Below are 16,887 nucleotides of genomic sequence, written 5' to 3'. Positions count from 1 at the left end.
GAGAGGGGGGCATAGAGATGAAAAAATTACAAAGTATGATTACTTATATAGCTATTTTTGCTGTAGTGCTTATGTTTGCATTTGCTTTTTATAGAAATGGAACTCAAGGAAAAGTAATATCATATACTGAATTTAAAGAAGCATATGTAGAAAATAAAATTGAAACAATGACCATAAAAGAAGATAAAATGTCAGTTGATGGGGTTTTTAAAGATGGTAAGAGGTTTACTTCATATGTTTCAAATAAGATGTTAGACAATCTTTTACAAGAGACTCAAGGGGTAGAAACTGTAATAAAGTATACTCCGCCTAATAATGTGGGTATTTGGATTAGTTTCCTTCCAACAATACTTATAATAGGTGTGATATTCTTTGGTTTATTTATGTTCACACAGCAAGCTCAAAACAGTGGTGGAAATAGAGGGGTAATGAATTTCGGTAAAAGTAAAGCTAAGATGGCTAATTTAGACGGAAAGAAAGTTACGTTCAAAGATGTCGCTGGAGCTGATGAAGAAAAAGGTGAATTAGAAGAAATTGTTGATTTCTTAAAACAACCTAAGAGATATATAGAAATGGGAGCAAGAATACCTAAAGGAGTTCTTTTAGTAGGGCCTCCAGGAACAGGTAAGACACTTCTTGCAAAAGCTATAGCAGGAGAAGCTGGTGTTCCTTTCTTTAGTATATCAGGTTCAGATTTCGTTGAAATGTTTGTTGGAGTTGGTGCTTCAAGAGTAAGAGATTTATTTGAGCAAGCTAAGAAAAATGCTCCATGTATTATATTCATAGACGAAATCGATGCTGTTGGTAGACAAAGAGGTGCTGGACTTGGTGGCGGTCATGATGAAAGAGAACAAACATTAAACCAATTACTAGTTGAGATGGACGGTTTTGGAGTTAATGAAGGAATAATTATGATAGCTGCTACAAATAGACCAGATATATTAGATCCAGCATTATTAAGACCAGGAAGATTTGATAGAAGAATTTTAGTAGGTGCACCTGATGTTAAGGGTAGAGAAGAAGTACTAAAAGTTCATACAAGAAATAAACATCTATCAGAAGATGTAGATTTAAAAGTTTTAGCTAAAATGACACCAGGATTTAGTGGTGCAGATCTTGAAAACTTAACTAACGAAGCTGCATTATTAGCAGTTAGAGGTGGCAAAAGTAGCATAGATATGGCAGACATTGAAGAGGCTATAACAAGAGTGATAGCTGGGCCAGAGAAGAAGAGTAGAGTTGTTAGTGAATATGATAGAAGAATCACTGCAGTTCACGAATCTGGTCACGCTGTTGTAAGTAATGTTCTAGAGTATGCAGATCCAGTTCATGAAATAAGTATAATTCAAAGAGGAATGGCTGCAGGATACACAATGAATTTACCAGAGGAAGATAGAACTCACACATCTAAGAAACAACTTAAGGATAAGATGGTTGAACTTTTAGGTGGAAGAGTGGCTGAGAAATTAGTTATTGGAGATATAAGTGCCGGTGCTAAAAATGATATAGATAGAGCTAGTCACATTGCTAGAAGTATGGTTATGGAATATGGAATGAGTGATGTTATTGGACCTATATCATTTGGTAATAGCGATGGTGGCGAAGTATTCTTAGGTAGAGACATTGGAAAGAGTAGTAACATAAGTGAAGAAACTAGCGCTAAAATAGATGAAGAAATCAAGAAATTAATTGATGAAGCTTATAATAGAGCAGAATCTATATTAAGAGAAAATATAAGTAAATTAAATGCAGTAACTGATGTGTTACTTCAAAAAGAAAAAATTGATGGTGATGAGTTTAGAGAAATATTTAAAAACTCATAGTTAAAAGAGGTACTTAAGTACCTCTTTTTTTATAATTATTATTTAATTAAGAATTATTTTATATTATAATTTCACTAAAGATATTTTAATAATACGAACAATTTTTATAAAATACATAAAAATGTTCGATAAAACTCTTTGTTTTTTAATAAATTATGGGTATAATATTAAGTAGATTACTTTGGAATGAGGTGCGGAATTATGAAAAATGATATTGAAATAGCACAAAGTGCTAAAATGGAGCCAATAATAAATATTGCTAAAAAAATAGGTCTTGGAGAAGATGATATTGAGCTTTATGGAAAATATAAATGTAAGATATCTTTAGATGCAATAAAAAAACTAGAAAATAATAAGGATGGTAAGCTTGTTTTAGTTACAGCCATAAATCCAACGCCAGCAGGAGAGGGAAAATCTACTGTTACAGTAGGATTAGGACAAGCGTTAAATAAAATAGGAAAAAATACTGTTATAGCCTTAAGAGAGCCATCATTAGGACCTGTATTTGGAATAAAAGGTGGAGCAGCTGGTGGTGGATATGCTCAAGTAGTTCCTATGGAAGATATAAATCTTCATTTTACAGGGGATATGCATGCAATAACTTCAGCTAATAATCTTTTATGTGCAGCTATAGATAACCATATTCATCAAGGTAATTTATTAAGAATAGATTCAAGAAGAATTGTATTTAAAAGAGTTATGGATATGAATGATAGAGCCTTAAGAAATATAGTTGTTGGAATGGGTGGTAAAATAAACGGATTCTTAAGAGAAGATGGATTTATGATCACTGTTGCATCAGAAATAATGGCTATATTATGTATGGCTAGTGATTTAGAAGACTTAAAAGAGAGAATGGGAAATATCTTAATTGCATATAACTTAGATGGAGAGCCTGTTTATGCTAAGGAATTAGAAGTTCAAGGAGCTATGGCTTTACTTATGAAAGATGCTATAAAACCTAACCTTGTTCAAACTTTAGAAAATACTCCAGCAATAATTCATGGTGGACCATTTGCCAATATAGCTCATGGATGTAATTCAATAATAGCAACTAAGACAGCTTTAAAAATGAGTGATATAACTATAACAGAGGCTGGCTTTGGAGCGGATTTAGGTGCAGAAAAATTCTTAGATATAAAATGTAGATACGGAAATTTAAATCCTGATTGTGTAGTTTTAGTAGCTACTATAAGAGCTTTAAAACATCACGGTGGCGTAAAGAAAGATGAATTAAACATATCAAATGTAGATGCTTTAAATAAAGGAATGAAAAACTTAGAAAAGCAAATAGAAAATATAAAAGCTTATGGAGTACCAGTTGTTGTTGCTATAAATAAGTTTATAACTGATTCAGATGAAGAGGTTAAAGCTATAGAAGACTTCTGCAAAAATATAGGAGTAGAGGTTAGCTTAACAGAAGTATGGGAAAAAGGTGGAGAAGGCGGAATTGATTTAGCTAATAAAGTTATAAAAACAATGGAAACTGAGCCTTCAAACTTTAAGATGATTTACGATTCAGAAGAATCAATAAATGATAAAATATTAAAAATAGTTCAAACTATATATGGTGGAAAAGGAGTAAACTATACTCCTCAAGCTCTTAAACAAATAGCTGAAATTGAGAAATTTAATTTAGATAAGCTTCCAATATGTATGGCTAAGACACAGTATTCATTATCAGATAATCCAAGTCTTTTAGGAAGACCTGAAAACTTTGATATAACTGTTAGAGAGGTTAGAGTTTCAAATGGAGCTGGATTCATAGTTGTTTTAACAGGGGATGTTATGACAATGCCAGGTTTACCTAAAGTTCCTGCTGCTAATAGAATGGATATAAAAGACAATGGAGAAATAGTAGGATTATTCTAAATGTTTAGATAATTTTGAGGCTTATATGACACTGTTAAAAAAATAGTCATATAAGCCTTTTTTTATTTAAAAACTAGTAATTGTAATTGCTTGACAAATGTATAGTAGTTGTTAAAATTAATATTGTTATATAAAGGGTACATGGTATTTTCCGGACAGCTTTATTAGCTGTCTTTAATTATATTAAGGTGGTGTAAAACACATGATTTTATTAATAGATGTAGGTAATACAAATATAGTTTTAGGGATTCATGATAATGAAAAATACATAGCATCATGGAGAATATCTACAGATTCTAAGAAAACATCAGATGAATATTCAATACAAGTTATGCAACTATTTAATCAAGCAAAATTAAATCCAGAAGAGGTTGAAGGAATAATAATTTCTTCAGTAGTTCCTAATATAATGCATTCTTTAGAAAACATGGTTAGAAAATGTTTCTGCAAAGAACCTATTGTAGTAGGGCCTGGAATAAAAACTGGAATTAATATAAAATATGATAATCCTAAAGAGGTTGGAGCAGATAGAATAGTAAATGCTGTAGCTGCTTTTGAAAAGCATAAAAAACCTATGATAATAATAGATTTTGGAACAGCAACAACATTCTGTGCCATTACTGAAAAGGGAGATTATTTAGGTGGAAATATATGCCCAGGAATTCAAATTTCAGCAGATGCTTTATTTGAGAGAGCTGCAAAGCTTCCAAGAATAGAACTTGAAAAACCAAAGAGTGTAATTTGTAAAAATACAGTTACAAGTATGCAAGCTGGAATAATTTATGGATATATTGGAAAAGTTGAATATATAGTTAAACGTATGAAAAAGGAAATGATGGACTTAGGAGAAAAGGAACCATTTGTATTAGCTACAGGAGGGCTAGCTAAACTTGTTTATAGCGAAACGGATGTAATTGATGAAGTAGATCGTAAATTAACTTTAGAAGGGCTTAAGATTCTTTACGAAAAAAACAAGGAGTAGAAAGTAATGAAAATATCAAACATAGTTTTAGAAAATAATGTTTTCTTAGCACCTATGGCAGGGGTTACAGATATATCTTTTAGGGGATTATGTAAAGAGATGGGTGCAGGAATTGTTTGCACTGAAATGGTTAGTGCAAAGGCATTGTACTATGGGAGTGAAAATACAAAAGAATTAATGAGAATTGCAGATGAAGAAAAACCGGTATCTTGTCAGATGTTTGGAAATGATCCAGAGATAATGGCTTATGTCACTGAGAAGCATTTTAATACAAATGATGATATATGTATAATAGATGTGAATATGGGATGTCCTGCACCTAAGATAGTAAAAAATGGTGAAGGTTCAGCCTTAATGAAAAATCCTAAATTAGCTTATGAGATCATGAGTAGCATAAAAAAAGTTGCAACAAAGCCTGTAACAGTTAAGTTTAGAATGGGTTTTGATGAAGAAAATATAAATGCTGTTGAGTTTGCTAAAATCATGGAAGAAGCAGGAGTAGATGCCATTGCTGTACATGGAAGAACTAGGGCTCAAATGTATGAAGGAAAAGCTAACTGGGATATAATAAGACAAGTAAAGGAAGCAGTTAATATTCCTGTTATAGGAAATGGAGATGTATTTACTGCGGAGGATGCTTTAAGTCTTAAAAATCAAACTAACTGTGATGGAATTATGGTTGCAAGAGGAAGTATGGGAAACCCATGGATCTTCAAGCAAATAGTTCAGAAATTAAATGGAGAAGAGGTTTATATGCCTACTCCAGAAGAAAAAATAGATATGTGTATAAGACACTATAATTTATCACTTAAATATGATGGAGAGTATAAGGCTGTAAGAGAAATGAGAAAACATGCAGCTTGGTATATAAAAGGATTAAATAATTGTACTGAAGTTAAGAATAGGCTTAATTTAGAAGCTGATCCAGAGAAGATTATGGGTATCCTTAATGAGTATAAAGAATATTTAATGAAAAATGATTTATAATATTTATCATAAATGGGGATATAACTGGATATAATAAAGCATCAGTAAAATATTAGATGTTTAATTTATACAAATAAAGGTGAGAATTAAAGCTAAATAATGATTTTTTATTTAGTGTATTCTATCTTATATAATATATAGTTTGACATAATAATCTTTAGGAATTATAATAATTTGAATAATTAGGCTTAATAATCTTAAAGTTTTTATGAATTGTATATTAACAGGTTAAGTTTAAATATGATATTATAATAATATGTTCAAAGGGGAGAAAGAAAATGAGCGAAAAGAAACATATAATGACATATGAAGGTGTTAAAAAATTAGAAGATGAATTAGAATATCTTAAAACAGTAAAAAGAAAAGAAATAACTGAAAAGATAAAAGTTGCTTTAGGATACGGAGATTTAAGTGAGAACTCAGAATATGATGAAGCTAAAAATGAGCAAGCTTTCACTGAAGGAAGAATAATTCAATTAGAAAACATGCTTAAAAACGCTGTTGTTGTTGATGAGTCAGAAATATCAACAGATATAGTTACAGTTGGATCAATCGTTAAGGTTATGGACTTTGATTTTGATGAAGAAGTTGAGTATTCAATAGTTGGTTCAGCAGAAGCAGATCCAATGAACTTTAAGATATCAAATGAATCACCAGTTGGTGAAGGGTTAATGGGTAAAAAAGTTGGAGATGTTGTAGAGATAGAAGTACCAGGAGGAACTACTAAGTTCGAAGTTCTTGGAATAAGAAGATAGATAATATAGATGGAGGGATTTTTAAATGTCAAATGAGGAAATAAATATTCACGAAGCAGAAGAACAATTAAGTGAACAAGAGATGTTAAGAAGACAAAAGCTTGCTGAATTACAAGAAGCTGGTAAGGACCCATTTGATGTATACAAGGTAGAGAGAACACACTCTTCTGCTGATGTAAAAGATAATTTTGAAGAGTTAGAAGGTAAAGAAGTAAAAGTTGCTGGAAGACTTATGTCAAAAAGAGGTCAAGGTAAAGTAGTATTCGCTGATTTAGCAGATTTACCAGGAAAAATTCAATTATTTATTAAGATTGATAACGTTGGAGAGGAAGCTTTAAAGGAATTTAAAACTTTCGATTTAGGTGACTGGGTTGCTGCAACTGGAGAAGTATTTAAAACAAAAATGGGTGAAGTTTCAGTAAAAGTAACTTCATTTGAATTAATCTGTAAATCTTTAAAACCATTACCAGAAAAATGGCATGGTTTAAAAGACCCAGACTTAAGATACAGACAAAGAGAAGTTGATATAATAACAAACCCAGAAGTTAAAGATACTTTTATTAAGAGATCACAAATAGTAAAAGCAATAAGAGAATTCTTAGATAATAGAGGATTCTTAGAGGTTGACACACCAATTCTTTCACCAATAGCTGGTGGAGCTGCTGCTAGACCTTTCATAACTCACCACAATGCTTTAGATATAGATATGTATTTAAGAATTGCTACTGAGTTATACTTAAAGAGATTAATAGTTGCTGGATTTGAAAAAGTTTATGAAATGGGTAAAAACTTCAGAAATGAAGGGGTTTCAGTAAGACATAATCCAGAATTCACTGCTATAGAGTTATATGAAGCATATGCTGATTACAATGACATGATGGAAATCATGGAAAACATGATTGCTTATGTTTGTGAAAAAGTAAATGGATCAACTAAAGTTACTTATGAAGGAACTGAAATAGACTTCACACCACCATGGAGAAGAATTACTATGGTTGATGCAGTTAAAGAATTTGCTGGTATAGATTTCAACGAAATTAAGAGTGATGAAGAAGCTCAAGCTATAGCTAAAGAGAAAAACTTAGAATTCCCTAAACCATTAGATAAGGTTACTAAAGGTGAAGTTCTAAATATGTTATTTGAAGAATATGGTGAAGATAAATTAATCCAACCTACATTCTTAATAGATTATCCAGTAGAGATATCACCTCTTACTAAAAAGAAAAGAGGAAATGAAATGTTTACTGAGAGATTTGAAGGATTTGTATATGGTAGAGAAGTATGTAACGCATACTCAGAGCTTAACGATCCAATAGTTCAAAGAGAAAGATTTGAACAACAAGCTAGAGAAAGAGAATACGGAGATGATGAAGCATACATGTTAGATGAAGAATTCATGAGTGCTTTAGAAACTGGTATGCCTCCAACAGGTGGATTAGGAATAGGAATAGACAGAATGATAATGTTCTTAACTGACTCTTCATCAATAAGAGACGTTATATTATTCCCAACAATGAAACCACAAAAATAGTTTATATAAAGTAGAAGTTTACTAAAAAGTAGACTTCTATTTTTTTATTTTATTTGAAGAGAAAAAGCTTAAAAAAATTCTAGATTATTTTTAAAATCTACTTAAAAAAACTATTGTATTTTATTTGAAATATGATATAATAAATTTGTAAATGTTCCTCGGTAGCTCAATGGTGGAGCACTCGGCTGTTAACCGATAGGTTGGAGGTTCGAGTCCTCTCCGAGGAGCCATTTTTTTTATCTAAAATTAATTAAGAAAGAATTTATAAATATATAAGCTTTTGTATGTTTATAAATTCTTTTTTTATTGACATATAATTTAGTTTTGATAAAATTAAGAGTATAACTAAATATGTACTATGATGAAGAAGAGTAATTTTAAAATCTTTTTTAGAGAGATAACGGTTGGTGAAAGTTATTAAAGGTTTAAAATGAAGGGAGCTTTTGAGTACAATTATTTTGAGAGATGAGCTTTTGCTAAAAAGGGTGGAACCGCGGAATTTTATTTCGTCCCTTTGAATGTAATGGCTTTTTTTATTTATATAAAGCCCTTAGGCTGTTAATCTAGATGAGTATTTCTAGCAGTGAATAAAACTGTTAGAAATATTTCTCAAGGAAGTTTAAAGTTCTTTATAAAGTGAAGAATTAATATAAAATAAGTTATTTAATATAAATGGAGGTAATTGTAATGGCAGTAGAAAAAACTATGGATAAAATAGTAGCCTTATGTAAAAACAGAGGATTTATATTCCCAGGTTCAGAAATATACGGTGGACTTGCAAACTCATGGGATTACGGCCCACTAGGAGTTGAATTCAAAAATAACGTAAAAAGAGCTTGGTGGAAAAAGTTTGTTCAAGAGAGCAAATATAATGTTGGATTAGATTCAGCTATATTAATGAATAGAGAAGTTTGGGTTGCATCAGGTCACGTTGGTGGATTCTCAGATCCTCTAATGGATTGTAAAGAATGTAAAGCTAGATTCAGAGCAGATAAATTAGTTGAAGATCATATGACTGCAAACGGAGCAGAAGTTGCTACAGCTGATGGATGGAGCAATGAAGAGTTAATGGACTACATAACTAAGAATAACATAGTTTGTCCTAAATGTGGAAAATTAAACTACACAGATATAAGAAAGTTCAACTTAATGTTTAAAACTTTCCAAGGAATAACTGAAGACAGTAAAAACGAAGTATATTTAAGACCAGAAACTGCTCAAGGTATATTCGTAAACTTTAAATCAGTACAAAGAACTACAAGAAAGAAAGTACCATTTGGTATAGCTCAAATTGGTAAATCTTTCAGAAATGAAATAACTCCAGGTAACTTCACTTTCAGAACTAGAGAGTTCGAACAAATGGAGCTTGAGTTCTTCTGTAAACCAGGAACTGATTTAGAATGGTTCAACTTCTGGAAAGATAGTTGTTGGAACTTCCTATTAAACTTAGGAATGAAAGAAGAAAACATAAGAATGAGAGATCATGGAGAAGAAGAATTAAGCTTCTACTCAAATGCTACTTCAGATATAGAATACTTATTCCCATTTGGATGGGGAGAACTTTGGGGAATAGCTGATAGAACAGACTATGACTTAAATAAGCATGCTGAACACTCAGGTCAAGACATGACTTACTTAGACCCAACAACAAATGAAAAATATGTACCATATGTTATAGAGCCATCATTAGGAGCAGACAGGGTTGCATTAGCATTCTTAGTTGAAGCTTATGATGAGGAAGAATTAGAAGGAGCTAATGGAAAAGTAGATGTAAGAACAGTTATGCACTTACACCCAGCTTTAGCACCATTTAAGGCTGCTATATTACCACTTTCTAAGAAATTATCAGAAAAAGCTGATGAAGTATATGCTGAATTAAGCAAACACTTCAATGTTGATTATGATGAAACAGGAAGTATCGGTAAGAGATATAGAAGACAAGATGAAATAGGAACTCCATTCTGTATAACAGTTGACTTCGATACTTTAGAAGATGGATGTGTAACTGTAAGAGATAGAGATAACATGGAACAACAAAGAGTTAAAATAGAAGATGTAAGAGCTATAATAGAAAAGAGCTTAGAATTCTAGTTTAAAAGCAAAAATAAAAACTTATAAATATATTCTTTACATATATTTATAAGTTTTTTTATTTATAATTTTAAGGTACTAAAGCACATAGTTATGAATTTTGTTTTACAATTACGGACAAATGTATTTTTCGTGATATAATTTTATATGAAATTTATTAAAATGCTTTAAGGGAGACTAAAATATTATGATAAATGAAAAAAGAGTTTTAGAAAGTTTTTTAGATTATATCCAAATAGATAGCGAAACTTATGAAGAAGGTAATTTTGCTAAAAGATTAGAAAAGGATTTAATGGAAGCTGGATTAGAAGTTGAATTTGATAAAAGTGGAGAAAAAATAGGTTCAAATACAGGAAACTTAATAGCTAAATTAAAAGGTAATGTAGAAGGAGAAACTATTCTTTTTGCATGTCATATGGATACTGTTAAACCTGGTAAAGGAATAAAGCCAATAATAAAAGATGGAGTTATATATAGTGATGGGACAACTATATTAGGTGGAGACGATAAAGGTGGAATAGCTGCTATAGTTGAAGCTTTAAGAGTAATAAAAGAAAACAACATAGACCATGCTAATATAGAAGTTGTATTTACAATAGCTGAAGAAACAGGTCTTTTAGGAGCTAAAAATTTAGATTATTCAAAAATAAGTGCAAAAAAAGCATTCCTTTTTGATACAAGTGGAGACCCAGGATTTATAACTACAATAGGACCTGCTCATGATACTTTAAAGGTTACTATAAAGGGAAAACCTGCACATGCTGGAGTTTCACCTGAAGATGGAATAAGTGCAATTTCCATAGCTTCAGATGCTATAGCAAACATGAAACTTTTAAGAGTAGATAAAGATACTACTGCTAATATAGGAAAAATTTCAGGAGGAGTTGCTAATAATGTAGTTTGTCCTGAAGTAATAATAGATGCAGAAGCAAGAAGTACAGTTACAGAAAAATTAGATGCTCAAACAAAACACATGGTAGAAACTTTTAAAGCTTCTGCTGAAAAATTTGGTGGAGAAGTTAATATAGAAGTAAATAGAATGTATGGTGCTTTTGTTATAGATGATAATGAAGATATAGTTTTACATGCAAAGAGAGCATTTAAAAACTTAGGAATAAATGGAGAAACTAAAGCCTCAGGTGGTGGAAGTGATACAAATATCTTTAACTGTAATGGCATAAAGGCAGTTAATCTTTCAAGTGGTGAAAGAAAGCCTCATACTTTAGAGGAACATATGAAAATTGAAGATTTAGGAACAATATCAAAAGTGGTTCTTGAATTAGTTAAAGAAAGTATAAATAAATAATTTTAATTTTAAGGATGAAGAATTTTCTTCATCCTTTTTCATAAGTTTTTAAGTGCATATTTATTTTGGAGGATTTGAAAAAATAATTATAATCAATAATATTTTAAAATAGATAAATTTATGAAAATAAGTGGTATTATATATAATAATTATTTTTATTTGGGAGGTTGCTATGAGTATGAGTTTTTTAAATAAAGGAGATAAAATAGGGGTAATAAGCTGTTCAAATGGACTTAGCATAAAAAATAAAAACATAATAGAGGAATTAAAACTTAATTTAAAAAGTTTAGATATAGAGATGGTTGAAGGAGATACACTATATGCAAAAGAATATAATCTTTTTAGTGGGACAGTAGAAGAAAAATCTAGAGCTTTAGAAAAATTATTTTTAGATAAAGATATAAAAATGATTTTTGATATTTCTGGTGGAGATTTAGCTAATGAAGTCCTAGATTTTTTAGACTTTAATTTAATAAAAGAAAATCCTAAACCTTTCTTTGGATATAGTGATTTAACAGTATTGCTTAATGCTATATATTCTCAGTGTGATATAACCACTTATAATTATCAATTAAGAAATTTAATTGGTAAATTTAAAGAAGAGCAAATGCAAAATTTTAAGGCTTCTTTTATAGAAGGAAAAGAAGATATATTTAACTTAGATTATAAATGGATAAATGGAAGTCATCTTGAAGGGATAGTTGTTGGTGGTAATATAAGATGTTTATTAAAATTAGCAGGTACAAAATATATGCCTGATTTTAAAGATAAAATATTGTTTTTAGAAAGTTTTAGTGGAAATTCAGCTAAGATGGTAACTTATATAACTCAATATAAAAACTTAGGTGTTTTTAATGAGGTAAAAGGAATAATATTAGGTGAGTTTACTGAAATGGAAAGAGAGAATTTAAAGCCTGATATAGTAGAAATATTAAAGAGAGTTATAGGAGAAATTAATATTCCAATATTAAAAACAAGAGACCTTGGACATGGTGCAGATGCTAAATGTATTCCTATAGGAAAATATTTAATCTTTAAATAAATGACTTTATTAAATTATTTTGATAATATAATATATTATGAAACAATGAAGAATTTTTATAGGTTGTTAAGAAATCAGGGGGTTTATTAAAATGACAGTAAATGAGCAAAACTTAAAAGAAGAAGCTTTAAGATGCTTAATGTGCAAAAATCCAAGATGTAAGGCTAATTGCCCAATAAGTACACCTATTCCAGAGGTAATAGGATTATTTAAAGAAGATAAAATAAAAGAGGCTGGGGAAATTTTATTTGAAAACAATCCTTTATCAGTAGTTTGTTCCATAGTATGTCCTCATGAAAATCAATGTAAGGGGAATTGTATAAAAGGAATAAAGGATACACCAGTAAACTTTAGTGAAATAGAGAGAGAAATATCAGAAGAGTTTTTAGATAATCTAGAACTTACTCAAGATACTATTTTAGAAGATAAAATTGCTATAATAGGTGGAGGTCCTGCGGGAATAACAGCTGCATTTATATTAGCTAAAAAAGGATATCAAGTAACAATATTTGATGAAAATGATAAAATTGGTGGAGTATTAAGATATGGAATACCAGAGTTTAGACTTTCTAGAGATATAATAGATAAATATGAAGAGGCCCTTATTAAATTAAATGTTAAAATAAGACCTAACACTTTAATAGGAACAGTTATAACTTTAGATATGTTAAAAAGTGATGGTTATAAAGCAATATTTATAGCAACTGGGGTTTGGAATCCTAAGACTTTAAATGTTAAGGGAGAAACTTTAGGCAATGTTCACTATGCTATAGATTATTTAAAAGCACCAAAATCATATAATCTTGGAGAGAGAGTAGTTGTAATTGGGGCTGGAAATGTTGCAATGGATGCTGCTAGAACTGCAAAGAGAAATGGTGCAGATACATATGTGCTTTATAGAAAAAGCTTTGAAGATATGCCAGCTACTAAGGTTGAAATAGAAGAGGCTAAGGAAGATGGCGTAAAATTTGAACTTTATAAAGCTCCTTTAGAGATTTATGAGGATGGAGTAAAATACATACAAACAGAAAGAGTAATTTCTGAGGATGGAAGAGTATCATTTAAAACCTTAGAAGGTAGTGAAGGGGTATTTAAATGTGATTCAATAATAGTTGCCATAAGTCAGGCTCCTAGAACTAATATAGTATCTAGTAGTAGAGATCTTTCAACAGATAAATATGGCTTAGTAGTAACTGACGAAAAGGGAATAACAACACTTAATGGGGTTTTTGCTTCAGGAGATGTGGTAAGTGGGCCTAAGACTGTAGTTGAGGCAGTTGCAAATAGTAAAAAGGTTGCTCATGCTATAGATGAATTTTGTAAAAATAATTAAAAAGTAATTAATTTTAATATTGAATTAAATAATTCATAAGGCTGTAGGAAGTTTATATAAAATAAATTTTCCTACAGTTTTTTTATGTAATTAAAAGAGCTAAGCATTTAATTAATAATGAGATTAAGTTTGTAAAGGAAAAGAAATTCTTATTTGACTCTAAATAAAAAACTCTAGAATTTAATTTAGATTTTACTAAATTGTTCTAGAGTTTTATAAATATTATTTATATTACATTTTATTAACGAGTTTTAGGTTTAAATCCATTAGCTCTAAATCCAGGTCCGTCAGAAACTATTCTCCCTATACCTCTAATTTTTCCAGAGATACATCCTCTACAATGAGCAGGTGTATCGCCTGTACATATTTTACCTGGATATAAGGCATAAAGTTTTCTATATTCACCTTCAGTAACGTTAGGCATTACTACATTTGCTCCACATTGAAGAGCAATTACTCTTCCTTGTTTATTTAATGTTTCCATAGCTGTTGTAGCAGGAATATTTATATCAGGTAAAAGTAATCTAACTATAGCCATTACTTTTAGGGCTAGTTCAAATTGTCCACCTTCAGCATCTTTTAGTGGAGTATCTTCATTTGGAATAAATGGTCCTATACCATTCATATCTACATCAAGTTCTTTGAAAAATAAAATATCATCAGCTAAGGATTCTATTTTTTGACCAGGAAGACCAACAAGACATCCACTTCCAACTTCATATCCAAGTTTTCTTAAGTTTTTAAGACATTGAATTCTATTTTCATGACTCATACCTGGATCAAGTTCTTCATATAATTCTCTATCTGTTGTTTCAATTCTTAAAAGGAATCTATCAGCTCCAGCTTTTTTTAAGGCTTCATATTCTTCAAAAGGTCTTTCGCCTATACTTAATGTTAAGGCAACTCCTAAGGCTTTAAGATCTTTAACTATAGGAACTAAACGCTCAACAGTATAATAATCATCTTCACCGCCTTGAAGAACTAAAGTTTTATATCCATAACCAACGGCTTTTTTTGCAAAATCTATAATCTCTTCATGAGAAAGTCTATATCTATTAAGATTTTTATTATCTCTTCTAAGTCCACAATACATACAGTTTCTTTTACATATGTTAGTGAATTCTATAAGTCCTCTTAAATGTACTTCATCACCAAGGTATTTTTTTCTAACTTCATCAGCAGCTTTAAAAAGTTCTTCATTTATAGAATCATCTTTTAATAATGCTATAATTTCATCTCTTGAAAGTTCATGAGTTTCTTTTGCTTTTTGTATAATAGTATTCATATTAATCCTCCTAATTAATCTGGGTATAAGGATTTTAGATATTAAAAATTACTCTTTTTATCCTAAAATAATTATTAATTAATAATTATAATTTAACAAGCTCTTTTAAACAATATAGTTAAAAATAGATTAATAATTTATTATAACATGAATATTTTTAGAAAATCATCACTAGAACAAAATAGAAGAATTCTGAATAAGTTATAATAATATGGAATGGAAAATTCCATAGTGTTATAATTAGAAAGAAATGGGATACAATTTATAAAGAACCATTATTAATATTGGTAAAAATTTTGGAGGCCACAAAATGAAGAGAGACTTTAATGAGTTTAAAGAATTTATAAAGGGAAAAAATGTAGCAGTTGTAGGAATTGGGGTAAGTAACATACCTCTTATAAAGTTTTTAGTTAAACTAGGAGCTAAAGTAACTGCTTTTGATATGAAATCAGCTGAGGAGTTAGGTGGAATTTCAAAAGAATTTGAAATATTAGGAGTAAATTTAGAACTTGGAAAAGGTTATTTAGATAGATTAACTGGATTTGAGGTTGTATTTAAAACACCATCTATGAGAATAGACAGTGAAGCTTTAGTAAGATGTAAAAATCAAGGCGCATATATTACTTCAGAGATGGAGGAATTCGTAAGATATTGTAAAGGTAAAGTTTACGGGGTAACTGGTAGTGATGGTAAAACAACAACTACAACAATAGTGTCTAAGTTATTATCACAAGAGGGATATAAAACTTGGACAGGAGGAAATATAGGTACTCCATTATTCTCAAACATAGAAGAAATAAAAGAAGAAGATAAAGTTGTATTAGAATTATCAAGTTTTCAGCTTATGACTATGGATGTTGAAATTGATGTAGCAATAGTTACTAATATAACTCCAAATCACTTAGATATGCATAAAGATATGCAAGAATATATTGATGCTAAGAAAAATGTTTTTAAATATCAAAGAGAAAATGATCTTTTAGTAATTAATGATGAAAATGAAATAACTAAAAATTTAGATAAAGAAGCAAAAGGAAAAGTTGTTAGATTTAGTTCAAAGAAAACAGCAGGAGAAGATGCATACTATAAAGATGGAAAGTTATATGTTCATGGTAAAGAAGTATGTAAAAAAGATGATATAATCATAAAGGGAATGCATAATGTAGAGAATTATTTAGCTGCATTCTTAGCTGTTTATGATGAAGTATCAATAGAATCAATGAAAAAGGTAGCAGAAACTTTTGGAGGAGTTCATCATAGATGTGAGTTCATAAGAGAAGTTGATGGAGTAAAATATTATAATGATTCTATAGCATCAACTCCAACAAGAACTTTAGCTGGATTAAAAGCTTTTGAAAAACCAGTTATACTTTTAGCAGGGGGATACGATAAACATGTACCTTTTGAGCCTTTAGCTTATGAAGGATATGAAAAAATAAAAGCTATAGTATTATTTGGAGTAACTAAAGAAAAAATAAAAGCAGCTTTCAAGAGATTAGAAGAGGAAAAAGGAATTCATGTACCAGTATACTCAGGAGAAAGCTTAGAAGAGGTAGTAAATATAGCTAAATCAATAGCTGAAAATGGAGATATAATAACACTTTCACCTGCTTGCGCAAGTTTTGATATGTTTAAAAACTTTGAAGTAAGAGGAGATAAGTTCAAGGAAATAGTAAATAATATATAATGAGATAAATATATCTTAAAATGAGCCATATTATGATTTTAGTTTAATTAATTCTATGAAATTATTAAATTTAAATCATAATATGGCTTATTTTTATTTGAATTTTAAATTGTTTTTATGTATAAAATATACTTCAGCAGACAATAATATATATGTCTCTTATGAAAATAGATAAAAACGCAACCTGGAGTAT

Annotated in this window: 12 protein-coding genes, 1 tRNA gene and 1 other annotated feature; of the genes, 12 read left to right on the top strand and 1 reads right to left on the bottom strand. The window is 30.0% G+C overall.

Features of this window, described 5'->3' with window-relative positions:
- Window positions 1-17 precede the first annotated feature (17 nt).
- The 11 genes from ftsH (at window position 18) to CPF_RS13570 (ending at window position 13,722) form a co-directional block, all read left to right on the top strand.
- Window positions 18-1,823, top strand: a complete 1,806-nt coding sequence (gene ftsH / locus CPF_RS13620) for an ATP-dependent zinc metalloprotease FtsH (RefSeq protein WP_011591141.1) — start codon at window positions 18-20, stop codon at window positions 1,821-1,823.
- A gap of 201 nt (window positions 1,824-2,024) precedes the next feature.
- A complete protein-coding gene (locus CPF_RS13615; protein ID WP_003470195.1) occupies window positions 2,025-3,695 on the top strand; it encodes a formate--tetrahydrofolate ligase in 1,671 nt (556 codons plus the stop codon).
- A gap of 202 nt (window positions 3,696-3,897) precedes the next feature.
- The gene (locus CPF_RS13610) at window positions 3,898-4,677 is read left to right on the top strand and encodes a type III pantothenate kinase (protein WP_003450343.1); all 780 of its coding nucleotides are present in this window, start codon (window positions 3,898-3,900) and stop codon (window positions 4,675-4,677) included.
- A gap of 6 nt (window positions 4,678-4,683) precedes the next feature.
- On the top strand, window positions 4,684-5,664 hold the full coding sequence (gene dusB / locus CPF_RS13605) for a tRNA dihydrouridine synthase DusB (RefSeq protein WP_003459360.1): 981 nt from the start codon (window positions 4,684-4,686) through the stop codon (window positions 5,662-5,664).
- 278 nt (window positions 5,665-5,942) lie between these two features.
- Window positions 5,943-6,419 carry a transcription elongation factor GreA gene (gene greA, locus CPF_RS13600; RefSeq protein ID WP_003450338.1) on the top strand — a complete coding sequence of 159 codons (477 nt, stop codon included), beginning with the start codon at window positions 5,943-5,945 and terminating at the stop codon, window positions 6,417-6,419.
- 25 nt (window positions 6,420-6,444) lie between these two features.
- A complete protein-coding gene (lysS, locus tag CPF_RS13595) occupies window positions 6,445-7,950 on the top strand; it encodes a lysine--tRNA ligase (RefSeq protein ID WP_011591140.1) in 1,506 nt (501 codons plus the stop codon).
- Between the two features lie 155 nt (window positions 7,951-8,105).
- Window positions 8,106-8,180, top strand: a tRNA-Asn gene (locus CPF_RS13590).
- A 119-nt stretch (window positions 8,181-8,299) separates the two neighbouring features.
- Window positions 8,300-8,467: a binding site (T-box leader), on the top strand.
- A gap of 170 nt (window positions 8,468-8,637) precedes the next feature.
- On the top strand, window positions 8,638-10,041 hold the full coding sequence (locus CPF_RS13585; RefSeq protein WP_003450306.1) for a glycine--tRNA ligase: 1,404 nt from the start codon (window positions 8,638-8,640) through the stop codon (window positions 10,039-10,041).
- Window positions 10,042-10,228: 187 nt separating this feature from the next.
- Window positions 10,229-11,347 (top strand): M20/M25/M40 family metallo-hydrolase, encoded by a 1,119-nt coding sequence (locus CPF_RS13580; RefSeq protein WP_003470196.1) that lies wholly within the window; start codon window positions 10,229-10,231, stop codon window positions 11,345-11,347.
- 172 nt (window positions 11,348-11,519) lie between these two features.
- A complete protein-coding gene (locus tag CPF_RS13575; RefSeq protein ID WP_011591139.1) occupies window positions 11,520-12,389 on the top strand; it encodes a S66 family peptidase in 870 nt (289 codons plus the stop codon).
- A 91-nt stretch (window positions 12,390-12,480) separates the two neighbouring features.
- The gene (locus CPF_RS13570) at window positions 12,481-13,722 is read left to right on the top strand and encodes an NAD(P)-dependent oxidoreductase (protein ID WP_011010917.1); all 1,242 of its coding nucleotides are present in this window, start codon (window positions 12,481-12,483) and stop codon (window positions 13,720-13,722) included.
- Window positions 13,723-13,963: 241 nt separating this feature from the next.
- Here the strand turns inward: CPF_RS13570 and hydE are convergent, their stop codons facing one another.
- Window positions 13,964-15,007: a [FeFe] hydrogenase H-cluster radical SAM maturase HydE gene (gene hydE / locus CPF_RS13565; protein WP_003450326.1), complete on the bottom strand. Its 1,044-nt coding sequence runs from the start codon at window positions 15,005-15,007 to the stop codon at window positions 13,964-13,966.
- Between the two features lie 310 nt (window positions 15,008-15,317).
- Between hydE and murD the strand changes: the two genes are divergently transcribed.
- On the top strand, window positions 15,318-16,694 hold the full coding sequence (murD, locus tag CPF_RS13560) for a UDP-N-acetylmuramoyl-L-alanine--D-glutamate ligase (RefSeq protein ID WP_003470204.1): 1,377 nt from the start codon (window positions 15,318-15,320) through the stop codon (window positions 16,692-16,694).
- The last annotated feature ends 193 nt before the right edge of the window (window positions 16,695-16,887 follow it).

The organism is Clostridium perfringens ATCC 13124 (assembly GCF_000013285.1).
In the GTDB taxonomy this organism is placed as follows: Bacteria; Bacillota; Clostridia; order Clostridiales; family Clostridiaceae; genus Sarcina; species Sarcina perfringens.
Note: the sequence above shows the minus strand (reverse complement) of the source record. Positions and strands in the feature narration are given on the sequence as shown.

Excerpts from the sequence above, each read along its gene's own strand:
- CPF_RS13615 (WP_003470195.1), top strand. The coding sequence starts at position 2,025 with ATGAAAAATGATATTGAAATAGCACAAAGTGCTAAAATGGAGCCAATA.
- CPF_RS13610 (WP_003450343.1), top strand. The coding sequence starts at position 3,898 with ATGATTTTATTAATAGATGTAGGTAATACAAATATAGTTTTAGGGATT.
- dusB (WP_003459360.1), top strand. The coding sequence starts at position 4,684 with ATGAAAATATCAAACATAGTTTTAGAAAATAATGTTTTCTTAGCACCT.
- hydE (WP_003450326.1), bottom strand. The coding sequence starts at position 15,007 with ATGAATACTATTATACAAAAAGCAAAAGAAACTCATGAACTTTCAAGA.
- CPF_RS13570 (WP_011010917.1), top strand. The coding sequence starts at position 12,481 with ATGACAGTAAATGAGCAAAACTTAAAAGAAGAAGCTTTAAGATGCTTA.
- CPF_RS13580 (WP_003470196.1), top strand. The coding sequence starts at position 10,229 with ATGATAAATGAAAAAAGAGTTTTAGAAAGTTTTTTAGATTATATCCAA.
- ftsH (WP_011591141.1), top strand. The coding sequence starts at position 18 with ATGAAAAAATTACAAAGTATGATTACTTATATAGCTATTTTTGCTGTA.
- CPF_RS13575 (WP_011591139.1), top strand. The coding sequence starts at position 11,520 with ATGAGTATGAGTTTTTTAAATAAAGGAGATAAAATAGGGGTAATAAGC.
- CPF_RS13585 (WP_003450306.1), top strand. The coding sequence starts at position 8,638 with ATGGCAGTAGAAAAAACTATGGATAAAATAGTAGCCTTATGTAAAAAC.
- greA (WP_003450338.1), top strand. The coding sequence starts at position 5,943 with ATGAGCGAAAAGAAACATATAATGACATATGAAGGTGTTAAAAAATTA.
- lysS (WP_011591140.1), top strand. The coding sequence starts at position 6,445 with ATGTCAAATGAGGAAATAAATATTCACGAAGCAGAAGAACAATTAAGT.
- murD (WP_003470204.1), top strand. The coding sequence starts at position 15,318 with ATGAAGAGAGACTTTAATGAGTTTAAAGAATTTATAAAGGGAAAAAAT.